The organism is Taklimakanibacter deserti (assembly GCA_003574785.1).
The window spans coordinates 140510-161544 of the sequence record QORU01000005.1 but is presented as its reverse complement, the minus strand read 5'-3'; the positions used below and the strand labels follow the sequence as shown (position 1 = coordinate 161544).

The 21035-nt window shown below is 64.1% G+C and carries 23 protein-coding genes and 1 tRNA gene; 13 read left to right on the top strand and 11 right to left on the bottom strand.

Features of this window, described 5'->3' with window-relative positions; genetic code table 11:
- The first annotated feature begins 213 nt into the window (after positions 1-213).
- Together DS839_RS11765 and DS839_RS11760 are read left to right on the top strand one after the other, a co-directional pair.
- The gene (locus tag DS839_RS11765; protein ID WP_162918462.1) at positions 214-942 is read left to right on the top strand and encodes a tetratricopeptide repeat protein; all 729 of its coding nucleotides are present in this window, start codon (positions 214-216) and stop codon (positions 940-942) included.
- A gap of 198 nt (positions 943-1140) precedes the next feature.
- Positions 1141-1632 (top strand): hypothetical protein, encoded by a 492-nt coding sequence (locus DS839_RS11760; RefSeq protein ID WP_119270521.1) that lies wholly within the window; start codon positions 1141-1143, stop codon positions 1630-1632.
- Between the two features lie 104 nt (positions 1633-1736).
- On the opposite strand, the gene DS839_RS11755 is transcribed toward DS839_RS11760, so the two are convergent.
- The 5 genes from DS839_RS11755 to hemC all read right to left on the bottom strand — a co-directional run bounded on the left by DS839_RS11755 (position 1737) and on the right by hemC (position 6186).
- A tRNA-Thr gene (locus DS839_RS11755) sits at positions 1737-1812 on the bottom strand.
- A gap of 51 nt (positions 1813-1863) precedes the next feature.
- Positions 1864-3399 (bottom strand): heme biosynthesis protein HemY, encoded by a 1536-nt coding sequence (locus tag DS839_RS11750; RefSeq protein WP_162918461.1) that lies wholly within the window; start codon positions 3397-3399, stop codon positions 1864-1866.
- On the bottom strand, positions 3396-4529 hold the full coding sequence (locus tag DS839_RS36400) for a COG4223 family protein (RefSeq protein ID WP_162918460.1): 1134 nt from the start codon (positions 4527-4529) through the stop codon (positions 3396-3398). Before DS839_RS36400 ends, DS839_RS11750 begins: the two co-directional genes overlap by 4 nt.
- Positions 4530-4568: 39 nt before the next feature.
- Complete coding sequence (locus tag DS839_RS11740; RefSeq protein WP_162918459.1) at positions 4569-5288, bottom strand: uroporphyrinogen-III synthase; 720 nt, start codon at positions 5286-5288, stop codon at positions 4569-4571.
- Entirely contained in the window at positions 5257-6186 is a 930-nt protein-coding gene (gene hemC, locus DS839_RS11735; protein WP_119270517.1) for a hydroxymethylbilane synthase, read from the bottom strand. The genes DS839_RS11740 and hemC overlap by 32 nt, the downstream gene beginning before the upstream one ends.
- A gap of 84 nt (positions 6187-6270) precedes the next feature.
- Here hemC and tsaD point away from each other — a divergent pair, with 84 nt between their 5' ends.
- From tsaD to DS839_RS11705, 6 genes are read left to right on the top strand one after another with little or no spacing between them, the layout of a single operon-like run.
- Entirely contained in the window at positions 6271-7341 is a 1071-nt protein-coding gene (gene tsaD, locus DS839_RS11730; protein ID WP_119270800.1) for a tRNA (adenosine(37)-N6)-threonylcarbamoyltransferase complex transferase subunit TsaD, read from the top strand.
- Positions 7338-8327: an NAD(P)H-dependent glycerol-3-phosphate dehydrogenase gene (locus DS839_RS11725; protein WP_119270516.1), complete on the top strand. Its 990-nt coding sequence runs from the start codon at positions 7338-7340 to the stop codon at positions 8325-8327. The genes tsaD and DS839_RS11725 overlap by 4 nt, the downstream gene beginning before the upstream one ends.
- An 8-nt stretch (positions 8328-8335) precedes the next feature.
- A complete protein-coding gene (locus tag DS839_RS11720) occupies positions 8336-8629 on the top strand; it encodes a YciI family protein (protein WP_438816513.1) in 294 nt (97 codons plus the stop codon).
- Positions 8629-9051 (top strand): EVE domain-containing protein, encoded by a 423-nt coding sequence (locus DS839_RS11715; protein ID WP_119270514.1) that lies wholly within the window; start codon positions 8629-8631, stop codon positions 9049-9051. The genes DS839_RS11720 and DS839_RS11715 overlap by 1 nt, the downstream gene beginning before the upstream one ends.
- 4 nt (positions 9052-9055) lie before the next feature.
- Entirely contained in the window at positions 9056-9703 is a 648-nt protein-coding gene (locus tag DS839_RS11710) for a class I SAM-dependent methyltransferase (RefSeq protein WP_438816517.1), read from the top strand.
- Between the two features lie 17 nt (positions 9704-9720).
- On the top strand, positions 9721-10122 hold the full coding sequence (locus DS839_RS11705) for a GFA family protein (protein WP_119270512.1): 402 nt from the start codon (positions 9721-9723) through the stop codon (positions 10120-10122).
- Here DS839_RS11705 and DS839_RS11700 read toward each other — a convergent pair.
- Positions 10119-10994, bottom strand: coding sequence for a DMT family transporter (locus tag DS839_RS11700; protein ID WP_119270511.1), 876 nt, complete (start codon positions 10992-10994; stop codon positions 10119-10121). The two genes, DS839_RS11705 and DS839_RS11700, sit on opposite strands and share 4 nt — an antisense overlap.
- 192 nt (positions 10995-11186) lie before the next feature.
- Between DS839_RS11700 and acs the strand changes: the two genes are divergently transcribed.
- The 4 genes from acs (at position 11187) to DS839_RS11680 (ending at position 15884) form a co-directional block, all read left to right on the top strand.
- Positions 11187-13130, top strand: a complete 1944-nt coding sequence (gene acs, locus DS839_RS11695) for an acetate--CoA ligase (protein ID WP_119270510.1) — start codon at positions 11187-11189, stop codon at positions 13128-13130.
- Positions 13131-13320: 190 nt separating this feature from the next.
- A complete protein-coding gene (locus DS839_RS11690; RefSeq protein WP_119270509.1) occupies positions 13321-14703 on the top strand; it encodes an aminotransferase in 1383 nt (460 codons plus the stop codon).
- Positions 14704-14772: 69 nt separating this feature from the next.
- Positions 14773-15399 (top strand): pyridoxamine 5'-phosphate oxidase family protein, encoded by a 627-nt coding sequence (locus tag DS839_RS11685; protein WP_119270508.1) that lies wholly within the window; start codon positions 14773-14775, stop codon positions 15397-15399.
- Complete coding sequence (locus DS839_RS11680; RefSeq protein WP_119270507.1) at positions 15399-15884, top strand: nucleoside deaminase; 486 nt, start codon at positions 15399-15401, stop codon at positions 15882-15884. The genes DS839_RS11685 and DS839_RS11680 overlap by 1 nt, the downstream gene beginning before the upstream one ends.
- Before the next feature lie 8 nt (positions 15885-15892).
- On the opposite strand, the gene DS839_RS11675 is transcribed toward DS839_RS11680, so the two are convergent.
- The 4 genes from DS839_RS11675 to pdxH all read right to left on the bottom strand — a co-directional run bounded on the left by DS839_RS11675 (position 15893) and on the right by pdxH (position 19450).
- Positions 15893-16876, bottom strand: coding sequence for a S1C family serine protease (locus DS839_RS11675; protein WP_119270506.1), 984 nt, complete (start codon positions 16874-16876; stop codon positions 15893-15895).
- A gap of 71 nt (positions 16877-16947) precedes the next feature.
- Entirely contained in the window at positions 16948-18087 is a 1140-nt protein-coding gene (locus DS839_RS11670; protein ID WP_119270799.1) for a trans-sulfuration enzyme family protein, read from the bottom strand.
- Complete coding sequence (locus DS839_RS11665) at positions 18080-18835, bottom strand: SDR family NAD(P)-dependent oxidoreductase (protein WP_119270505.1); 756 nt, start codon at positions 18833-18835, stop codon at positions 18080-18082. The genes DS839_RS11670 and DS839_RS11665 overlap by 8 nt, the downstream gene beginning before the upstream one ends.
- A gap of 9 nt (positions 18836-18844) precedes the next feature.
- The gene (pdxH, locus tag DS839_RS11660) at positions 18845-19450 is read right to left on the bottom strand and encodes a pyridoxamine 5'-phosphate oxidase (protein WP_438816516.1); all 606 of its coding nucleotides are present in this window, start codon (positions 19448-19450) and stop codon (positions 18845-18847) included.
- A 151-nt stretch (positions 19451-19601) separates the two neighbouring features.
- On the opposite strand from pdxH, the gene DS839_RS11655 reads away from it, so the two are divergent.
- Positions 19602-20066, top strand: coding sequence for an RT0821/Lpp0805 family surface protein (locus tag DS839_RS11655; RefSeq protein ID WP_162918458.1), 465 nt, complete (start codon positions 19602-19604; stop codon positions 20064-20066).
- 99 nt (positions 20067-20165) lie between these two features.
- Here the strand turns inward: DS839_RS11655 and DS839_RS11650 are convergent, their stop codons facing one another.
- Positions 20166-20687, bottom strand: coding sequence for a hypothetical protein (locus DS839_RS11650; RefSeq protein ID WP_119270502.1), 522 nt, complete (start codon positions 20685-20687; stop codon positions 20166-20168).
- Positions 20688-21035: the final 348 nt, after the last annotated feature.

The following is a 21035-nucleotide window of genomic DNA, read 5'->3' as shown; positions in this document are numbered from 1 at the left end:
GGGATACAGGCAAGCATTTGGGACGGGATATTGGCTCACGATGCCAAGGGGCCAACGTATGGTTACGGTTCCTGTTGGGCAATAGTCGCGCCGCAACCGCAGCAACCTGCCCGTGCCGCCATAGGCAGCTTTCGCGGTATCCGCGAGGTTAGAGAAAATTCTGAACCTACCGCCTTCTGTGTTAAATAACGCCGTATGATTTTCCGCTCACTGATGAAACTGAGCGTCTTGCCCCTCTGCCTTCTTCTGACGCAGCCGCTCCGCGCCGGGCAATTCGAGGATGGTCTGGCCGCCCGCGAGCACGGCGACTATGCGCAGGCACTTGCTCTCTGGGGTGAGCTCGCCCGGCAGCAACACGCGGCAGCCATGTATAGTCTCGGCCTCATGCATGCCGAGGGCCATGGCGTCGCCCGCAATGATGCCGAGGCGCTTAAATGGTATCGGCAAGCCGTCACCAAGCGCCATGCGCCCGCCCAGTATGCCATGGCTCGCCTCTACGAGCAGGGCCGCGGCGTGCCGAAGAGCCAGTCGAGCGCAATGAAGTGGTATCGGCTTGCCGGGCAGCAGGGCCATATCGCCGCCCAGCTGGCGCTCGGCCTCATTTACGATGAAGGCCGTGGCGTGCCGCAGAATGGCTGGCAGGCCGAGAAGTGGTACCGGCTTGCGGCCGAGAAGGGCGAGGCCACGGCACAGATGAGGCTCGGCCTTCTCTATTCGCAAGGCCGCGGCATTTCGCGCGACGACGTACAGGCCTATATGTGGCTGAGCCTCGCTTCTGCCGCAGGTCACGCGAATGCGGCCAAGCAGCGCGATGCGATTTCCGCGCAGATGACCGGCGAGCAACGCGTTGAGGCCGAGAAGCTCGCCAACGCCTGGTCGCTCATCCGCGCGCGGGCGATAGCACGCTGCCGGGCCGCAAATCTTCCGCCATCTTCATGTTGAGGAGCGGTGCAGGCGGGACAAAACCACACCCTGACACTCAGCCGCGTCCTTGAACTGTGGCGTCAACAGGGGTGCAGCCATGCTCTGAGGAAGGCGCCAAATGAATAGAGACTGAACACTAGATTTCAGCCAAGTTCATTCTCAAGATGGCATTCTGCTAAAGCGCGATGGGGCCTCGAGCAACAGAGGTTAATTGCCATGGCTGAGATTGTCGAAATCCCCGCGTCTCTGATGGTCCCCGAACATCGTCTCCGTTTCAAACCCACGGATCCCTCGTGGGAACACGTGGTCGTTTCAGGTGAAGTCGATCTCGAGCAATTCTCGAATGAAAGTATCGCGCTTCAGGGCCATGAAGACGACTCTACATCCTGGTATGAGGTCCATTTGAAAGTAGGGCCTTGGTGGCGCGACGTTCAGGTTTGTGTCCCGCACGTGACCATCAACGGCTTCAAGAACACCGATGCTGACGAGGATGATGAGCAGGAATGGATCATCAGAAATCTGAAATGGACGACGGATGGTGAAGGCGCGCCCAATCCAGGAGAAGTCCGCATTCGCCTGGAATTCCAGGTAGGGTTGCGCGGAGAATCCTCTTGGCTTCAGTGGCTTGGGTATGGCTTTACCGCGGCCGGCAGAAACCTCGGCGTCGGCGGTATTACTAAGCCGGGACCGATAAAGACTGGTCCCTGATAGCCTTGCTTTTCACCGATAACGATTGAAGCAATTTGGATCTGCGCTCTGGAATCACCGGGTAGGGTCGCCATAACTCCGAGCGCAGATTCTTCATTTAAAAATGGTGCCGCCTAGGTGACTCGAACACCTGACCTACGCATTACGAATGCGCCGCTCTACCGACTGAGCTAAGGCGGCCCCGTGGCTTGGAATGGGCGGACTGATACAGGGTTCGCCCCGCGATTTCAACTAGCGGCGATAATCCGCCGTTCCGGCCGGTTCCGGATCGTCCTCGGGCAGGCCCGGATCGTCCGGCGGACGGGTAGGCTCGACGATCCGCGGCTTGGACCGCGCCTTGGCGGCGGGCGGCGATGCCGGGGCTTGGGCTGGGGATGCAGGTTCCACCGGCTTGGGGGCGGGGGGCGGGGCGGCGGCTTCGGGGGCCGGCAAGGCCGTCTCTTCGACAGGCGGCTCCTCGGGCTCGGGCGCCGCGGCCCGGCGCGGCAAGGCCTCGAAAGGCACCTTCCATTCGGCAAAGGCGAGCTCGCCGGTGACCGGCGATACCGGCGTCCAGTAAGGCGAGGCGGCGCCGTCGATCACCCACATGGGATCGCTGGGCGCCCTGACCGCGCGGGCGAGCCATTCGCGCGCCCGGCCCTTGTCGCCGCGGCCGTCCTCGACCTCGGCCATCAGGGCGCAGACCCGCGCCTGCGGCTCATTGGCGACAAGGGCTGAGAGCGCCTTCACCGCATCGTCCCATTGGCGCGCGCCGGCCGCGGCCCGGCCCAGGGCGTAGGCGCCTTCGCTGCCGCCATGGAAGGATCCGATCAGCCGGCGCACGCGCTCATAGCGATCCAACGGCGAATCGGTGAGGCGGGCATAGGCGTAAGCCTCGGCGAGGTCGGGATGAGGAGCGACGTCCCAGCTCTTGCTGATGACGCGCCATACGCGGCGCTGCGCCCCTTGCGCGGCATAAAGCCTCGCCGCGACGCAAGCGGCCGGCACCAGCGCCGGATCGAGCTTATGGGCTTCGAGCGCCCAATCGAGGGCGTCCTTCGGTTCCTTGGTTTCGCCCGCCAGCGCCTTGGCGGCGAGCAGCACCGCCTTCATGCGCCGCGCCTGATCGGCGCCGACCTGGCTGGTCTTGCGCTGCGCCTCGAGCGTCGTCAGCGCCGCATCCCAGTCGCGCGCCTGCGACTGGATGGCGAGCATCGCCGAGGACGCCCAGCCCAGCGCCGGATTGAGTTTGAGTGCCCGCTCGGCGAAGCCCCGCGCCGCAGCGAGATCGCCCGACTGGCGCGCTTCGGCGAACAGGCCGCGCAGGCCCAAGGCCTCGGTCTCCGGCGCCTTCAGCATCTCCTCGAAACCGCGCCTGACCTTGGCGCGGTCGCCCTTGAGCTGCGCTGCCTGCACTTCGAGGAGTTTCAGCAAAGGCTCATCGGTCAGGTTCTTGGCCGCGATCGTGGCAAAGCGATGGGCGCCCTGGCCGTCGCCGGCGCCGGCAGCGATGATGCCGCGCGACAGGCTCTCATAGCCGCGGCGTGCCTTGCGGAAGCGCCAATAGCCGGTGATGGCGCCGGGCGTGCCGATCAGCCGGCGCAGCAGGGAGAACAGGAACCACAGCGCCAGCACGGCGAAGACGAGGCCGGCGAGGCCCGCCAGCACCGAGGTTTCGATCTCGCGATTGAGCCAGCGGATGACGATGGTGCCCGGCCGGTCGGCGATCCAGGCAAAGCCCGCCGCCAAAGCGGCAAGCAGCAGGAAGCGGACGAGAAGACGAATCATGGCTTGCCCATGATGATCTGCGTCACCGCTGCCGCCAATTGCGCCATCGCCGCTTCCGCTTCGAGCCGCTGGCGCGCTTTGTCGCGCCATTGGGCGAGTTCGGGCGGCAGCTCGCCGCCAGGTTCCTCGAGCCTGGCGATGGCCGCCTTGAGATCGCCGGCCTTGGCATCGCCCGCCGCGGACCGCGCGAGATCGGCCCAGTCCAGCGTGTTGAGGTCGCGGATCTTCACCACGGTCCCCATCCAGGCCCAGAAGCCGCTGGTTTCGGCGGTCGCGGGATCCCCCGAGCTCCGGCCCGCGAGGGTCGGCACGAGCGCCTCGAGAGTGCCGCCCAGCACTTGCGCATTGGCAAGGCCCGATGCGGCGAAAGGCGCCAGCTCGGCGAGATCGGCATTCTGCGGCACATAGATGGCGATGCGATCGAGCTCGTCCTTATAAGCGACGCCCGCCTGGAATTTGGCCTTGAGATCGGAGAGCGCTTGCGACAGCCGGGCGAATTCCTCGTTTCCGGTCGTGGGCGTCGTGGTCGTCGTTGCGCCCTGGCGCAGCTCTGCCACCTGCTGCTCGAGCTGTTCGATGCGCCGGGTGACGTCGGCGAGAGCCGCGGGATCGGCCGAGCCCCCTTCGCCCGAGCCCAGGTTCGTAACCGACTGGCGAAGCTCGCTCAGGGCCTTGTCCAGATCGCCGAGCTTCGTCTCGACAGCTTCCGTCTTCTGTGCCTGCTCCTCGGCCGTTTGCGCGGTGCCGGATTTGAGATTGTCGAAAGCCCCCGAGAGCGCGACGAGCTGCTCGTTCAGCGTTCGGTTCGAGGCTTCGATCACGCCGAGCTTCTCTTCCATCGCCGACATGGCCGAAGGCGGCCACCAATGCGCGCCGAATTCGCGATAGGCCCAGGCGCCGAGGAGAGCGGCGATGACGGCGGCCGCGCCGGCGATGCGGCCCTTGGTCCAGAAGGGTGTGCGCTCCGGCGGCGGTGGCGGTGGTGAAACCGCCTCCTCTTTCGGGGCCTCGGTCTCGCCCAGATCGCCAGTGTCGCCGGTATCGGCGGGGGGCGAAATATCCTCCGCCTCGAGATCGATGACGGGACGTCGTGCCTCAGGCCCTTGCGATTCGTTTTCGATATTGGTCATCGCCACCGTTCATCCTGTCGCAAATCTTGCCCGAAAAATTCAGGCTCGGCCAATGATTTCCAGAAGCGCTGCCTCCTCGGGCCGCGCCGCGACCCGTGTGGCAAAGCTGTCGGGCAAAATCGCGGCAATATTCGGCGACAGGCAAAAATGCATCATGACATCTGCCGCAACGCCCGCTTTGGCGGCGAGATCGAGCCACAAACGGGCCGAGCGTGGCGAATAAAGGAGAACGCCGTCGGCGCGCGCCGCCTCCGTTACGAGCGCGGTCGCGGGGTGCGCCTCATAGACGATGACGCGCGTCACCGCGAAGCCTGCGCGCGCGAGACGGCCGGAAAAGTCGCTCGCCGTGTCGAGGCCCGACAGATAGAGAAGGGGACCCAATTCAGGTCTTGCTTGGGCAATGATGTGGCGCGCCAGCCCCTCGCCGTCGCCGCCGGCTTCGCTGATGGCGGCAAATCCCGCCTCTCGTGCCGCCGCCCCGGATTGCGGCCCGACCGCCAGGACCGGCAGATGGCGCAAGCGCCCGAGAAGCGGACTGCCGGCAAGGCAGCGTATGGCATTGGCGCTGGTCAGGGCGATGGCCTGATAGGGTCCGGCCGGGATCTCGATATCGGGGCGTGGCACGATCTCGAGCAAAGGCGAGGCGATCACCTCATGACCGAGCCGTTCGAGATTCGCCTTGAGAGGCTCGGCGTCTTCCCAAGGCCTGGTGACGATGAGGCGCATGTCAGGAGAAGAGATCGACGAGATGCCGGCCACCCTTGGCCTTGACCTCCTCGCCGGCATCGCGGCCGAGGCGGGCGGCGTCCGTGAGCGCGCCGGTCCGGCTGGCGGTGAAGGTCATCTTGCCGTCGAGCGTCAAGGCCTCGCCGCGAAATTCCAGGTGATTTTCGCGGATCACCGCATGGCCGGCGATCGGCGTGCGGCATGAGCCATCGAGGCTCGCGAGAAAAGCACGCTCGCAAGCGACCGCGGTCTCCGTCGGCAGGTCGTTGATCGCCGCCAGAAGCTCGCGGACAGAATCATCGCTGGCGCGGATCTCGATGCCGATGGCGCCTTGCGCCACCGCCGGTAGCATGTCCTCCTCGGGAACGGGTGCGGTGATGCGATGCGAAAGCCCCAGACGGTTGAGGCCGGCGCAGGCGAGGAAGGTCGCGGCGACCTCGCCCTGATCGAGCTTGGCGAGGCGCGTCTCGACATTGCCGCGCAGATTGACCACGGAAATATCCGGGCGGATGCGCTTGAGCTGGGCCTGGCGGCGCACCGAGGCCGAGCCCACGACGCAAGATGGCGGCAGGTCACGAATGCTCGCGCAATGCGGGCTGATCAAGGCGTCGCGGGCGTCCTCGCGCGGCAGCAAAGCAGCGATCACCAGAGCTTCAGGCAATTGCGCCGGCATGTCCTTCATCGAATGGACGGCGAGGTCGATTGAGCCCGAGAGCAGCGCCTCCTCGATCTCCTTGGTGAAGAGACCCTTGCCGCCGATCTCGCTCAACGGCCGGTCGCGCACCCTGTCGCCCGTCGTCGTGATGGCCACGATTTCGATATCGGCCGGATCGAAGCCATGGGCGGCACAGAGCCTAAGTCTCGTCTCTTCGGCCTGGGCGAGCGCCAGGCGCGAGCCGCGGCTTCCGATTTTCAGGCGAGGCGTTTGCAAGTCAACTCCACGAAATGCTATTTACCGGGCTCCTCTTAATCTCTTACACCCCAGACGTCATCGACATTCATGGCCGCACCGGATTTGACCATTCTAGGCATCGAAACCTCCTGCGACGAGACCGCGGCGGCCCTGGTGCGCCGCCATCCCGACGGCTCGGGCTTGATCCTCGCCAATGTCATCCTGTCGCAGATCAAGGATCATGCGCCCTATGGCGGCGTAGTGCCCGAAATCGCGGCCAGGGCGCATGCGAGCCATCTCGACCGGCTGATCAAGACGGCGCTCGCCGAGGCCCGTCTCACGCTCGACGACATCGATGGCGTTGCGGCAACCGCGGGCCCCGGCCTCATCGGCGGTCTCCTGGTCGGCCTCACCACGGCGAAGGCGCTGGCGCTCGCCAAGGCGAAGCCGCTGCTCGCGATTAACCATCTGGAAGCGCATGCGCTGACGGCCAGGCTCTTATGGCCCCTCGACTTCCCCTATCTGCTGCTCCTGATTTCGGGCGGCCATACGCAAATCCAGATCGTCGAGGGGGTGGGGCGCTACCGCCGCATCGGCACCACCATCGACGACGCCCTGGGCGAGGCCTTCGACAAGACGGCCAAGCTTTTGGGCCTTTCCTATCCGGGCGGGCCCCAGGTCGAGGCGCTGGCGCTGAAGGGCGATGCCGGGAGGTTCGACTTCCCGCGCCCCCTCAGGGGCCGCCAGGGCTGCAATTTCTCCTTCTCCGGCCTCAAGACCGCCGTCCGTGAGACGGTCGAAGCGCTGGGTCGGCTCAGCCCCGCCGACAAGGCCGATATCTGTGCCGGCTTCGAAGCGGCGATCGCCGATGTGATGCGCGACCGGCTCTCCCGCGCGCTCAAGCAGTTCAAGGCGACGTTCGCGGATGTCCGCCAGCCGGTGCTGGTGGTGGCGGGTGGCGTCGCCGCCAATCGCAGGCTCAAGAGCACCTTCGAGACGCTGTGCGCCCGGCATGGCTTCTCCCTCATCATCCCGCCGGCTCATCTGTGCACGGACAATGCCGCGATGGTGGCCTGGGCCGGCGCCGAGCGCCTCGCCCTCGGCCTCACCGATCCTCTCGATGCACAAGCGCGAGCGCGCTGGCCGCTCGACCCCGAGGCCAAGCGCATGACGGGTGCGGGAGTGAAAGCGTGAGCCGCATCGGCATCATCGGCGCGGGTGCCTGGGGACTGGCGCTCGCCGCCGTCGCCGAGCGCGCCCACCATCAGGTGACGATCTGGGCGCGCCGGCCCGAGACGGCAGAAGAGATCAATGCCAGCCATACGCTCGCCGCGCGGCTGCCCAGCATCAGATTCGGCAAGGCGGTCGTCGCCACGAACACGCCCCAGGACCTCGCTTCCATGGAGGCGGTGCTGGCGGTGGTCCCGGCGCAACATCTGCGCCAGGTCCTCGGCCAGTTCCGCGACTTGCGCGTTCCGGTTATCGTCTGCGCCAAAGGCATCGAGGCCGACAGCGGCGAGCTCATGCCGGAAGTGCTCGCCGATTGCCTGCCCGACTGTCCCGGCCTCGTGCTTTCGGGCCCGAGCTTCGCCGCCGATGTGGCGCGCCGGCAACCGACGGCGGTGACCTTGGCCGGACCCCATCTCAGGCTCGCCAAGGATTGGGCCCAGGCTTTGAGCCTCACGAACTTCCGCATCTATCCCTCAGATGATCTGCGCGGCGTGGCGCTGGGCGGTGCCGTCAAGAATGTGCTGGCGATCGCCTGCGGGATCGCGGCCGGAAAAAATCTCGGCGACAGCGCCCGTGCCGCCCTTACCACCCGCGCCTTCGCCGAATTGACGCGCTTCGGCAAGGCCTTGGGCGGCAGGCCCGAAACCTTGACCGGCCTTTCCGGCCTCGGCGATCTCCTGCTCACCTGCTCGAGCCGGCAATCGCGCAATTTCTCCTTCGGACTGGCGCTGGGCGAGGGCAAGAGTGCGAGCGAAGCCAAGGCTCTGGCCAAGGGTACCGTCGAAGGCATCGCCACGGCCAAGATTGTCGCTGAGCTCGCCAAAGTGCAGAATATCGACATGCCGATCGCGACCGCCGTCCATGCGGTCATTGACGGCGGCTCGAACCCTGAGGAAGAAATTGCGCGGCTCTTGGCGCGCCCCATCAACCCCGAATTCCATCGCGCTTAAAGGATAACATGATGCTCTATGCCTTGATCTGCACGGACAAGCCCAATTCGGTCGATTTGCGCATGAAGGAGAGGCCCGGCCATATCGATTATCTCAACGGCCTGGGCGATCGGCTCAAGGCGGCCGGTCCCTTCACCGACGAGGCCGGCAGTCCGATCGGCTCGCTCGTCATCGTCGAGGCGAATGACCGGGCAGGGGCCGAGGAAGTCGCCAAGAACGATCCTTACACGAAGGCCGGGCTGTTCGCGGCGGTGGAAATCCGCGCCTGGAAATGGGGTCTCAAAAATCCGGAGGTGAAGTGATGGCCTATTGGTTGTTCAAATCGGAGCCCGAAACCTGGTCGTGGGAGCAGCAGAAGGCGAAAGGCAAGGCCGGCGAGGAATGGACCGGCGTGCGCAACTTCCAGGCGCGCAAGAACATGAAGGACATGAAGCTCGGCGACAAAGGCTTCTTTTATCACTCGGGTGAGAGCAAGGCGGTCGTCGGCATCGTCGAGGTCGCGAAGCTCGCGCATCCCGATTCGACCGCCAAGGATGGCCCATGGGAATGTGTCGATATCCGCGCGGTGGAAGACGTGCCGAAGCCGGTGACGCTCGCCCAGTGCAAGGCCGACAAGCGGCTCAAGGACATGGTGCTGGTCAATAATTCACGCCTCTCGGTGCAGCCGGTGAGCGCGGAGGAATGGAAGATCGTCTGCGCGCTCGGCGGCATGAAGAAATCCTGATGTGCTGAAGCTCGTCGATCATCCGGATTTCATCCGGCAGAATACCACGATCCTGGCGCCGCCCTTGGTGCCCGAGGTCCTGCTGCATCTGGCGCATGAGGCGGTGCCGATCTGGCAGAAGACCGAAGAGGAACTGGGCGAGATTGGCCTGCCGCCGCCTTTCTGGGCCTTCGCTTGGGCAGGTGGCCAGGCGCTGTCGCGTTACGTGCTCGATCATCCGCATCTGGTGAATGCCAAGAGCGTGCTCGATCTCGCGACCGGCTCGGGGCTTGTCGCCATCGCCGCGAAGAAAGCGGGCGCCAGATCGGTGCTCGCCGCCGATATCGACCGCTTCGCCTGTGCGGCGGCGCGCCTCAATGCGCAAGCGAACGGCGTTGCGATCGATATCGGTGACGAGGACCTGCTTCAGGACGCCCCGCACGACTTCGATGTCGTCCTGGTCGGCGATCTCTTCTACGAGAAGGCCTTGGCCGAGCGTGTTCACACTTGGCTCATCGCGGCCAAAGCGGGTGGCGCCGACATACTGATCGGCGATCCCGGCCGCAGCTATTTGCCGAAATCGGCGTTGTTGCATGTCGTCGACTATAATGTGCCGGTGACACGCGAGCTCGAGGACTCGGAGATCAAGCGTACATCGGTGTGGCGGATCTAGTTTAAAGGAGGCGCGACATGGACCGATTCACCGGCGGTTGCTTGTGCGGCAATGTCCGAATGGTGGCGTCGGGACGCCCCTATCGGGTCGGCCTTTGTCACTGTCTCGACTGCCGCAAGCATCATGGGGCGCTTTTTCACGCTTCAGCCATATTCCCTCAGGATGCGGTGACGATCGCGGGCGAGACGCGCGACTATGCCGGGCGGTTTTTCTGTCCGCGCTGCGGCTCGTCGGTCTTCGCGCGCACCGGAGACGAAATCGAAGTGAACCTGGGATCGCTCGATGCCCCTGACCAGCTGATGCCAACCTATGAAAGCTGGATCATCCGTCGCGAATCCTGGCTGCCGCCGTTTCCGCTCGCGCGCCGATACGACCGCGACCGTGACGCCACCAGCCGCTTCGAGGACGGCGGCGCCTAGTTCAGCACGCGCCTGCGGCTGTTGTTGAGCCACAGAGCGACCATCAGGATGGCGAGGCTGACCCAGATCCACGGATCGGCCGGCATGCCGAAGATGAAGATCGCCCAAAGCACCGCGGCCGGGGTCGACACATAGATGGCCTGGATCGTGTAGAAGGCGCCCTTCTCGCGAATGAGGGCGAAGAAGGCGATGCGCTCGACGATCCACAGGAGCGAGGCAAGCCCCGCCGTCCAGTAGGCGGAAAGCTGAGGGCTGGCCTCGCTCCAGGGCGGCGCCAGGATCAGCATGAAGGGGATGGCCAGCAGGCCGGAAAACACCGATTCGGCCGCACCCACGGTCATGATGTCGGCGTTCTTCGGCCAATAGGCGGCGGCGAACCAGTTATAGGCGCTATAGACGATGGGCACGGCAAAGGCGGCCAGGACCCACAGCGAGATGCCGCTTCCAACCGTCTCGCCGCGCGACAAAATGAGCACGGCGCTGGACAGGAAGCCCACCATGAGACCGCCGATCCGGCGCGGATGGGCGATCTCGCGCCCGGTGGCGAGCGCCAGAAGGTAATTCCAGAAGGGGGCGGTCGAGACGATGAGCGCATATTCGGTGGCGGCGACATGGCGCGAGAAGAACAGGCTCATGGCGAAGGGGACGTTGAGCAGGGCGGCGCAGCCCAGGCCATAGAGCATGACGCCCCGGTTCATCACCAGCCGGCCCCTGGCCAGAGGCACGAGGGCAAGCGCCACGCCGACGATCAGTCCGGTATAGACGATGATATGGGTGATCGGCAGGCCGTGCTCGCCCATGAGCTTATAGAGCGAGGGGGTGAGACCCCAGAAGCAGCCGAGGGTGATGAACCAAAGGAGATGGACGGGCATGCGGCCTTAGATCACGGGGACTTCTAATTGGTCAATCCAGGGCGGATGAGCGCGACCGGGTTCACTATCTGAAGCGCCCCCTTCGCATGCCTCTTCTGGTTGACTTTCTTAGACAGTTGGCGGATTGCAAGGATAAGACTGAGCGCCGATAGTAACGGCCCAGACGCGGCATGAGAGGGAGGATTTTTGCTTATGTCCGACAAGATCTATCCGGTTCCGGCCGCGTGGAAGAAGCGGGCTCTGATCAACGACGCCGAATACAAGAAGATGTATGCGGAATCGATCAAAGCGCCGGACAAATTCTGGGCCAAGCATGCCAAGAGACTGGACTGGTTCACGGCGCCGAAGAAGATCAAGAACACGAGCTTCGCCCGCGACAATGTGTCGATCAAATGGTTCGAGGACGGCGCGCTCAATGTTTCGGTCAACTGCATCGACCGGCATCTCAAGAAACGCGGAAACCAGACGGCGATCATCTGGGAGGGCGATGATCCCTATTACGACAAGAAGATCACCTATCGCGAGCTCTATGAGCAGGTCTGCCGCTTCGCCAATGTGCTGAAGGCCAAAGGCGTCAAGAAGGGCGACTGCGTCACCATCTACATGCCGATGATCCCGGAAGCCGCCTATGCGATGCTCGCCTGCACGCGGATCGGGGCGGTGCATTCGGTGGTGTTCGGCGGCTTCTCGCCCGATTCACTCGCCGGCCGCATCAATGACGCCAAGTCCAAATTCATCGTCACTGCCGATGAAGGCCTGCGTGGCGGGCGCAAGATTCCGCTCAAGGCGAATACCGATGAAGCCTTGAAGAAATGCGAAGGCAGCGAGAAGGTCCTGGTGGTGCGGCGCACCGGCGGCAGCGTCGCCATGCAGGAAGGCCGTGACTTCTGGTATCACGAAGAAGCGGTGAAAGTGCCGGCCGAATGCAAGCCGGAGAAGATGAAGGCGGAGGATCCGCTGTTCATCCTCTACACCTCAGGCTCGACCGGCAAGCCCAAGGGCGTGCTGCACACGACCGGCGGCTATCTCGTCTATGTCGCGATGACCCATCAATATGTCTTCGACTACCATGATGGCGACATCTACTGGTGTACGGCGGATGTGGGCTGGGTGACCGGGCACTCCTATATCGTCTATGGCCCGCTCGCCAATGGCGCCATCACCTTGATGTTCGAGGGCGTGCCCAATTACCCGACCGCCTCGCGCTTCTGGGAAGTGATCGACAAGCACGGGGTCAATATCTTCTATACCGCGCCGACCGCCATCCGTGCGCTGATGGGCGCCGGTGAAGCCTTCGTGAAGCGCACCGCGCGCAAGTCGCTCAGGCTGCTCGGTACCGTCGGCGAGCCGATCAATCCGGAAGCCTGGGAATGGTATCATCGCGTGGTGGGCGACGATCGCTGCCCGATCGTCGACACCTGGTGGCAGACGGAGACCGGCGGCATATTGATCACGCCGCTGCCGGGCGCCACCAAGCTGAAGCCGGGCTCGGCGACCAGGCCGTTCTTCGGTTGCAAGCCGGCGCTGGTCGATGACAAGGGCACCCTCCTCGAGGGTGCCGCTTCCGGCAATCTCGTGATGCTCGATTCCTGGCCCGGCCAGATGCGCACCGTCTATGGCGATCATGAGCGCTTCGTGCAGACCTATTTCGCCGCCTATAAGGGCATGTATTTCACCGGCGACGGCTGCCGCCGCGATGAGGACGGCTATTACTGGATCACCGGCCGCGTCGACGACGTGCTCAATGTCTCGGGCCACCGGCTCGGCACGGCGGAAGTCGAATCGGCGCTGGTCTCGCATCCGAAAGTGTCGGAAGCTGCGGTGGTCGGCTATCCGCATGACATCAAAGGCACCGGCATCTATTGCTATGTCACCTTGATGGCGGGCGAGAAGGGGTCCGACGGCCTGCGCCAGGAGCTGGTCGCGCATGTGCGCAAGGAGATCGGCCCGATCGCCTCGCCCGACCTCCTGCAGTTCTCGCCGGGCCTCCCCAAGACGCGCTCCGGCAAGATCATGCGGCGCATCCTGCGCAAAATTGCGGAGGACGAGTTCGGCAATCTTGGCGATACGTCAACACTGGCCGATCCGGCGGTGGTCGAGGATCTCATCGCCAACCGGCAGAACAGACGCGCGTAAACCGGATAGCCGTCCCATTGCCGAGCGAGGGGTGGGCGTGGCAGAGTGCGGCGCCTAGAGCAAATCCCGCCAAAGTTGAAGACTTTGGCGATAAGGATTTGCTCGAACATCAATTGGCGCGCTTCCCGGCGAGATGATTTCATCTCGCGGGGAAGCGCGCTGCGGTGCGCCCACTTAAGCAAGGATTCCCATGCCTCGTCTGTCGAATATGGCCGTCCGCGATATCGAGACGGTTATCCATCCCTATACCAACCTCGCCCGCCACCGTGAGACCGGTCCTCTCATTCTCAATGAGGGGCGCGGCATCTATCTCTATGACGATACGGGCAAGCGCTATATCGAGGGCCTCGCCGGATTGTGGTGCACGTCGCTCGGCTACGGCAATGAGGAACTGGTCGAGGCGGCGGCGCAATCCATGCGCAAGCTCTCCTATACCTCGGTTTTTTCCGGCAAGTCGCATGATGCGGCAATCGAGCTGTCCGAGAAGCTGAAAGAGATCGCTCCCTGCCCCGCCTCGAAAGTGCTGTTCGGCGGCTCGGGCTCGGAAGCCAACGACATGCAGATCAAGCTCACCTGGTATATGAACAATGCCAAGGGGCGGCCGAAAAAGAAGAAGATCATCTCGCGCCAGCGCGCCTATCACGGCGTCACCATCGCCTCGGCCTCGCTCACCGGGCTGCCCTGGGTGCACAGCGACTTCGATCTGCCGATCGCCAATATCATTCACACCTCATGCCCGCATTATTACCGCTTCGCGGAGGCGGGCGAGAGCGACGAGCAATTCGCCGAGCGCATGGCGCAGAACCTCGACGAGCTGATCCAGAAGGAAGGGCCGGACACGGTCGCGGCCTTCATCGCCGAGCCGATCATGGGTGCGGGCGGCGTCATCATTCCGCCTGAGAGCTATTTCCCGAAGATCAACGAGGTGCTCGCCAAATACGACGTGCGCATCATCGGCGATGAGGTGATCTGCGGCTTCGGGCGCACCGGCAACTGGTTCGGCACCACCACCATGGGCTTCAAGCCGACATCGATCTCGATGGCCAAGGCCATCACCTCGGCCTATTTCCCGATGGGCGCCATCACCATCGAGGAAGAGCTCTATCAGGCGATGCTCGATGAGAGCCGCAAGATCGGCACCTTCGGCCATGGCTTCACCTATACGGCGCATCCGGTCGGGTGCGCCGTGGCGCTCAAGACGATCGAGATCTATGAGCGTGACAAGACCGTCGAGCATGTGCGCAAGGTGGCGCCCACCTTCGAGAAGCGCATCGGCCAGTTCGCCGACCATCCGCTGGTCGGCGAGGTCCGCGCCAAGGGCCTCATCGGCGCCATCGAGCTCGTCGCCGACAAGAAGACCAAGCGCCCCTTCGACCCGAAGAAGGGCGTCGGCGCCATCGCCGCCGATATCCTGCAGGAGAACGGGCTGATCGTGCGCCCGATGGGCGATTCGATCGCTTTCTGCCCGCCGCTCATCATCCGCGAAGACGAGATCAACGAGATGTTCGATATCGTCGGCAAGGGCCTGCGCATCCTGGAAGAGCGCGTGCTCAAGGAGAATCTGCGCAACTAGGGCGTTTCGCGCCAAAGTTGCTCGACTTTGGCGATAAGGAAACGCTCCAAATAATGAGAGGGGAGCGGCATGAGCCGGATCGAGGAGAAGAGCGTTCTCAGGTCGAAAATGGGCGCGGTGGGCGAGCTCGCCGCCAAGAAGACCCTCACCCGGCTCGACAAATATGCCAGGACCTATATCGAGCGCTCGCCCTTCCTGTGCATCGGCACGGCCGACGAGCATGGCCATGCCGATGTCTCGCCGCGCGGCGACCCGCCGGGCTTCGTGCGCATCGTCGACGACCATACGCTCATCATCCCGGACCGGCCCGGCAACAACCGGGTCGACACGATGCAGAACATCATCGCCAATCCGCAAGTCGGCATCCTGTTCCTCATCCCGGGCATCGACGACACGCTGAGGGTCAACGGCAAGGCGGAGATCATCGACGATCCGGCGGAGCTCGCCCCCGCCGCCGTCAATGGCCGCCCGCCCAGGCTCGGCATCAAGGTGAAAGTGGAAGAGGTGTTCTTCCACTGCGCCAAGGCGTTCCGGCGCTCGAAATTGTGGGATCAGAGCGCGCATGTGGATCGCGGCTTCCTGCCCGGCCTCGCCCACATGGTGATGGAGCAGGCGCGCGCCTGCGAAGTGGATCACCAGGAATCCGACAAGGTCGAAGCGGAGATCCAGGAAGAGTACAAGACCGGACTTTATTGATGACGGATGCGACCGATCTCAAGCATATCCGCCGGGCCGTCGAGCTGGCGCGCGAGGCGCTGGAAGCGGGTGATGCGCCTTTCGGTTCCGTGCTTGTCTCAGGAGATGGCAAGGTCCTCGCTGAAGACCGTAATCGCACGTCGGGCGGTGATGCAACGCGGCATCCCGAGTTCGACCTGGCGCGCTGGGCCGGTGAGCACATGACGCCGGCCGAACGTGCCAGGGCCACCGTTTACACATCGGGGGAGCATTGCCCGATGTGCGCGGCGGCGCATGGTTTGGTGGGGCTCGGCCGTATCGTCTATGCGGTGTCCTCGCGCCAGTTCATCGACTGGCTGGCGGATCTCGGCATCAGCGATGACTTCGCCGTCCGGCAACTACCGATCGCGGAGATCGCTCCCAAGGTAAAGGTCGAGGGGCCGGTGCCGGAAGTCGAGGACGAGGTGCGCGAACTGTATCGCCGGCGATATGGCAAGGCCCGGTGAAGGCGGCTTTAGCGCCGTTCCACCGGCACGATGAAGCGCTCGCGCAATTCGCCGCGGCGCAGCACCGTGACACGCGTTTCGTGGCCGACGCGCTCATGATTGAGGAGCCGCAACAGATCGTCGACGCCTGAGACGGCATGGCCGTCGATGGCGATGATGAGATCGCCCGACTTGATGCCGCCGTCATCGGCGGGACTCTTGTCGACCACCTTCATTACCCTGACACCCATCTCCTGGGTGACGCCGGCATGGCGCGCGATGTGGCGCGGCACCACGCTCTGCTGGCCCTCGACGCCGATCGCGGCGCGGCGCACGCGGCCATGCTGCAGAATCTGGCTCAGCACATAGAGTGCCGTGTTGCTGGCGACCGAGAAGCAGATGCCCTGGGCGCCCAGGATGACGGCGGTGTTGACGCCGATGACGCGGCCTCTCGAATCGACCAGCGGACCGCCGGAATTGCCGGGATTGAGCGCCGCATCGGTCTGGATCACGTCGTCGATCAGGCGGCCGGTCGAGGCCCGCAAGGAACGGCCGATGGCGCTGATGACGCCGGTCGTCACCGTCTGCTCGAAGCCCAGCGGGTTGCCGATGGCGATGGCGAGCTGGCCGCGCTTGATCGCCTTGGAATCATGCAGGATCAGCGGCGCCGCGGCGAGATTCTCGTCGGTGCGGATCACGGCGATATCGCTGTCGGGATCCTCGCCGATGATGCGCGCGGCGGCGCGATGGCCGTCGGCGGTGCCGACCATGATGGTCTTGGCGCCCGAGACGACATGGCTGTTGGTGAAGATGAGGCCGTCGGAAGACACGACGAAGCCCGAGCCGCCGCCCTGGCGGCCCTGACCGTTCTTCACGGCAATATGGACGACGGACGGCCCGGCCTTGTCGACCGCACCGATCACCGCCGTTGAATAAGCATCGAGCAATTCGCCGTCGGTCACCTGAGGGGTGACCTCCGGCAGGGCCTGGCCCTGTCCATCGAGATCGAGCATGAGAGTTCTCCGCCAAAGCATATGGGGAGGGGAGATAAAGGTTACCAGTGGGGGTATAGGCGAGGGCAGCGTCAGCCCAGCGCCTGCTCGATGTCTGCTATGAGGTCGTCGGCATGCTCGATGCCGATGGAGAGCCGGATGAGGTTGTCGGGCACCGGGCTCGTCGGTCCCTCCACCGTCTTCCTGTGCTCGGCCAGGCTCTCCACCCCGCCGAGCGAGGTCGCCGGCAGGATGACCTTGAGGCGCGTGCACACCTTGACCGCATCGGCGGCTCCGCCCTTGACCAGAAGCGAGAGCATGCCGCCGAAGCCGTCGGTCATCTGCCGAAGGGCTATGTCGTGGCCTCTATGCGACGCAAGGCCCGGATAGAGAACCCGCTCGATCCTCGGATGCTTCTCGAAATGCTGCGCTAGGCTGAGCGCATTGGCGGAAGCCTGGCGATAGCGCACGAAGAGCGTGCGCAGGCCGCGAATGAGCAGCCAGGCCTCGAAAGGCGCCAGCGGCGCCCCGATCTTGGTGCGCAACAGCTCGATCTCTTCCCAGCGGGCATTCACCTGCCTGGTGATGAGCACGCCGGCAAGCACATCGGAATGACCGTTGAGATATTTCGTCGCCGAATGAAAGACGATGTCGGCGCCGAGCATCAGGGGCCTGGTGGTGACGGCCGCACTCGCCGTCGCATCGACGGCGAGGATGGCGCCAGCGTCATGGGCGAGTTTCGCGGTCTTGGCGATGTCGATCACGTCCCAGGTCGGATTGAGCGGCGTCTCGATCCAGACGAGATTGGTCTTGCCCTTGCGGATTGCGCCCGCAATGGCGGATGCGTCGGTGGGATCGAACAGAGTGAGCGCGATGCGTCCCTTGGCTTCGAGCCGCTTCAGCCAGTCGCGCGTGCCGTAATACATGACATCGGGGGCGGCGACATGGCCGCCCATGGGCACGGTCTCGAGCAAGGTGGTGATCGCCGCCATGCCGGACGCAAAAAGCAATGCCGCCTCGCCTTGCTCGAGGGCCGCGAGCGCCTCTTCGGCATGCCACAAAGTGGGGCTGCCGCCGCGGATGTAGTTTTCCTTGAGCTTGGGCGTGTAGCTCTCGTCGCGCGCATAGGTCGACGACATGTGGAGCGGTGGTGTGATCGCGCCCGTCGCTTCGTCAATGGCCTTGAGCGAGTGCGCTGCGACCGTCTCCGGCCGGAGCTTGGAATTAGACATGCTGGCCGCCATTGATGTGAAGCTCGGCGCCCGTCACATAGCTCGACGCGTCGGTGCACAGGAAATAGATCGACTTCGCCACTTCCTCGGGCTGGCCCAGGCGATGCAGCGGGATCTGCGCCACGATCTTCTCGGTGCCGGGCGAGAGGATCGAGGTTTCGATCTCGCCCGGCGAGATGGCGTTGACGCGCACGCCGAAGGGACCGAAATCGCCGGCCATCTCGCGCGTGAGCGCGGCAAGCGCTGCCTTCGATGTCGCATAGGCCGCACCGGCGAAAGGATGGACGCGCGAGCCCGCGATCGAGGTGACATTGACGACCGCTCCCTTGGCGCGCGCCAATTCATCGATCAAGCCCCGCGCCAGCATGATCGGCGCGTAGAAATTGACCTGGAAGACGGTCTTCCAGTCCTCCTCGTCCGTCTCGATGGAGTTCAGCCGGGCGCCGCCCGGCTTCTTCGGCGAGATGGCCGCGTTGTTGATGAGGGCGTGGAGGCGCGAGCCTTGCGCCTTCAGACGCTCCTTCATCTGGAGAATGGCTTCGGCCAGCGCTTGCGGATCGGCGAGATCGACCTGGATATGATCCTCAGGCCCCGCATCCCAGGGACAGTCTTCCGGGAAGGGATGGCGCGACACGGTGATCGCCCGCCAGCCGGCGGTCGAGAAGCGTTTCGCCGTCGCATGGCCGATGCCGCGCGACGCGCCGGTCAGGATCAAGGTCTTGCGTTCATTGTCAGGGGGCGTCGTCATGCGTCCTGCTCAAGGATAGAGACGGGTTTTGGTCCAGGCGCCCTCCGGTGACTCGCGGCGGAAGACGACGCGGTCGTGAAGGCGAAAGGGCCGGTCATGCCAGAATTCGATTGAGATGGGCCGCAAGCGAAAGCCCGACCAGTAGGGCGGGCGCGGCACCTCGCCAATGGCGTAGCGCGCCCCATACATGGCGACCGCCGTCTCGAGCTCGAAACGTCCTTTCAGCGGCCGCGACTGCTGCGAGGCCCAGGCGCCGATGCGGCTGTCGCGCGGGCGCGAGGAGAAATAGGCGTCGGCCTCGGCATCGCTCACCGTCTCGACGGGCCCGCGGATCCTGACTTGGCGGCGCAGCGATTTCCAGTGGAAGCACAGCGCCGCTTTCTGGGCCGACAGCAGCTCCTGACCCTTCTGGCTTTCGTAATTCGTGTAGAAGACGAAGCCCCTTCCATCGACGCCTTTGAGCAGCACCATGCGCACATTGGGCAGGCCCTCCTCATCGACGGTGGCGAGCGCCATCGCATTGGCATCATTGGGCTCGGTCTTGCCGGCATCCTTGAGCCATTCCTCGAAAAGCGAGATCGGCTCTTCACGCTCGGTAAAGCCCTGGGCCGCCATCAGGGTCGGGAGATCGCTCAGTGACATTTGTTTAACTTTGTCCAACTCTGCCTAAGACTTACCACATTTCGCCCCTGTTGCCGCCACCGCCCAATCCTAAGCAGATATGCGCCCAACGGGATGGGCATCTTTAGAATGCTGGGGAAGTCGAATGCAATCCAAGTCTGTCGCCATCGTCACTATAGCCGGTCTTTTACTGGCCGGCTGTGCCGCCGATGCCGGCCCCAAGGAAACCGGCGGTGCGGTCATCGGCGGTGTCGCGGGCGGTCTTCTCGGCAATACGATCGGCCATGGCAAGGGGCGCGCGGCGGCGACCATTCTGGGTGCGGCGCTCGGCGCCGTCGTCGGCGGGGCGGTCGGCCGCAATCTCGACGATACCGACCGCGAGCGGGCTTATTACGCCGCCAACCGGTCCTTCGAAACGGGACGCGAGACCTATTGGGACAATCCGCGCTCCGGCCATCGCGGCCGCTTCAAGCCGCGCCGGTCCTATCGCGACGACGACGACCGCATGTGCCGCGATTTCGAGCACACGATCTGGGTCGACGGCGAGCCGGAGCTGATCGAAGGCACGGCCTGCGAGATGGCCGACGGCAGCTGGCGCGTCGTCGGCTAAAGCGCGATGGCTTTACATCGAGTCGCCATCGCGCTTTAGCTTTTTTTGCGCATGATCTTTTCGGAAAACCGGTGCCCACTTTTCCGGATCATGCTCTATTCACTTCAATCCCAAGCGCTCCGCGAGCTTGGCGATCTTGAGCTGCTGGCGCGCGGTCACCTCGCCGTCGGCAGCCGCTACGCGCCGGACCATCCGCAGGAAATCCTCGCGCTCTCCTTGCGACAGATCGCGCATCCACAATTTCGCATAGCGCAGCGACACGTTGTTGGCGTCCTCGACATGCGACGCCACCCATTTGCCGAAGACCATGAGCTCGGTCGGATCGGCAATGCCCATGGTCTTGACCACTTCACCGCGGATCGCCGTCTCGGCGGTTTGTGTGAGCGGACGTTCTTCCGCAGCGATGGCCATCATCATGATGACGGCGGCGGCCACCGGATCATCGACGGCCTCGACCGGCGCTGCCTCGGCCTTCCTGCGGAATTTGTAGCGCTTCCACTTGCCCCAGGCGCGGCCCGCCATGTCGGTCACATCATCGGTCGTCTCCTTGATGGCCTTGAGGCGCCAATACCAGACCGCCGCCACGCCCAGTATGCCGACCAGCGCTATCAGTATGTGCATCGATGATTCCCCCTTGCCGTAGAGGCACTCAACCGCAACCCGTCCCGCTTTGCAACTCCCTGCTGCAACTGGACTTTAGGACCCGTTAAGCGATTGCGTCTGATTGTCGGCCGTCGATGCGACGCGCGCACGACGCGTCGCGAGGCTTTCCGGTTCGTCACCTTGCCGCAGATCGTGAGCGCTTGACTTCGTGGGCGGAAGCGTGGGATTTGGGAAATATCAGGATCGATGAATCTGCAACTCCCGGAGCCGGGCGTTTGCGCTTCAAAGCAGAAAAAGCACAAGGGTCGCTCAATTCCCTGCTCTTTATTCCTGTTGCGGGACTAACTCGTTGATATGTTTGGAGCG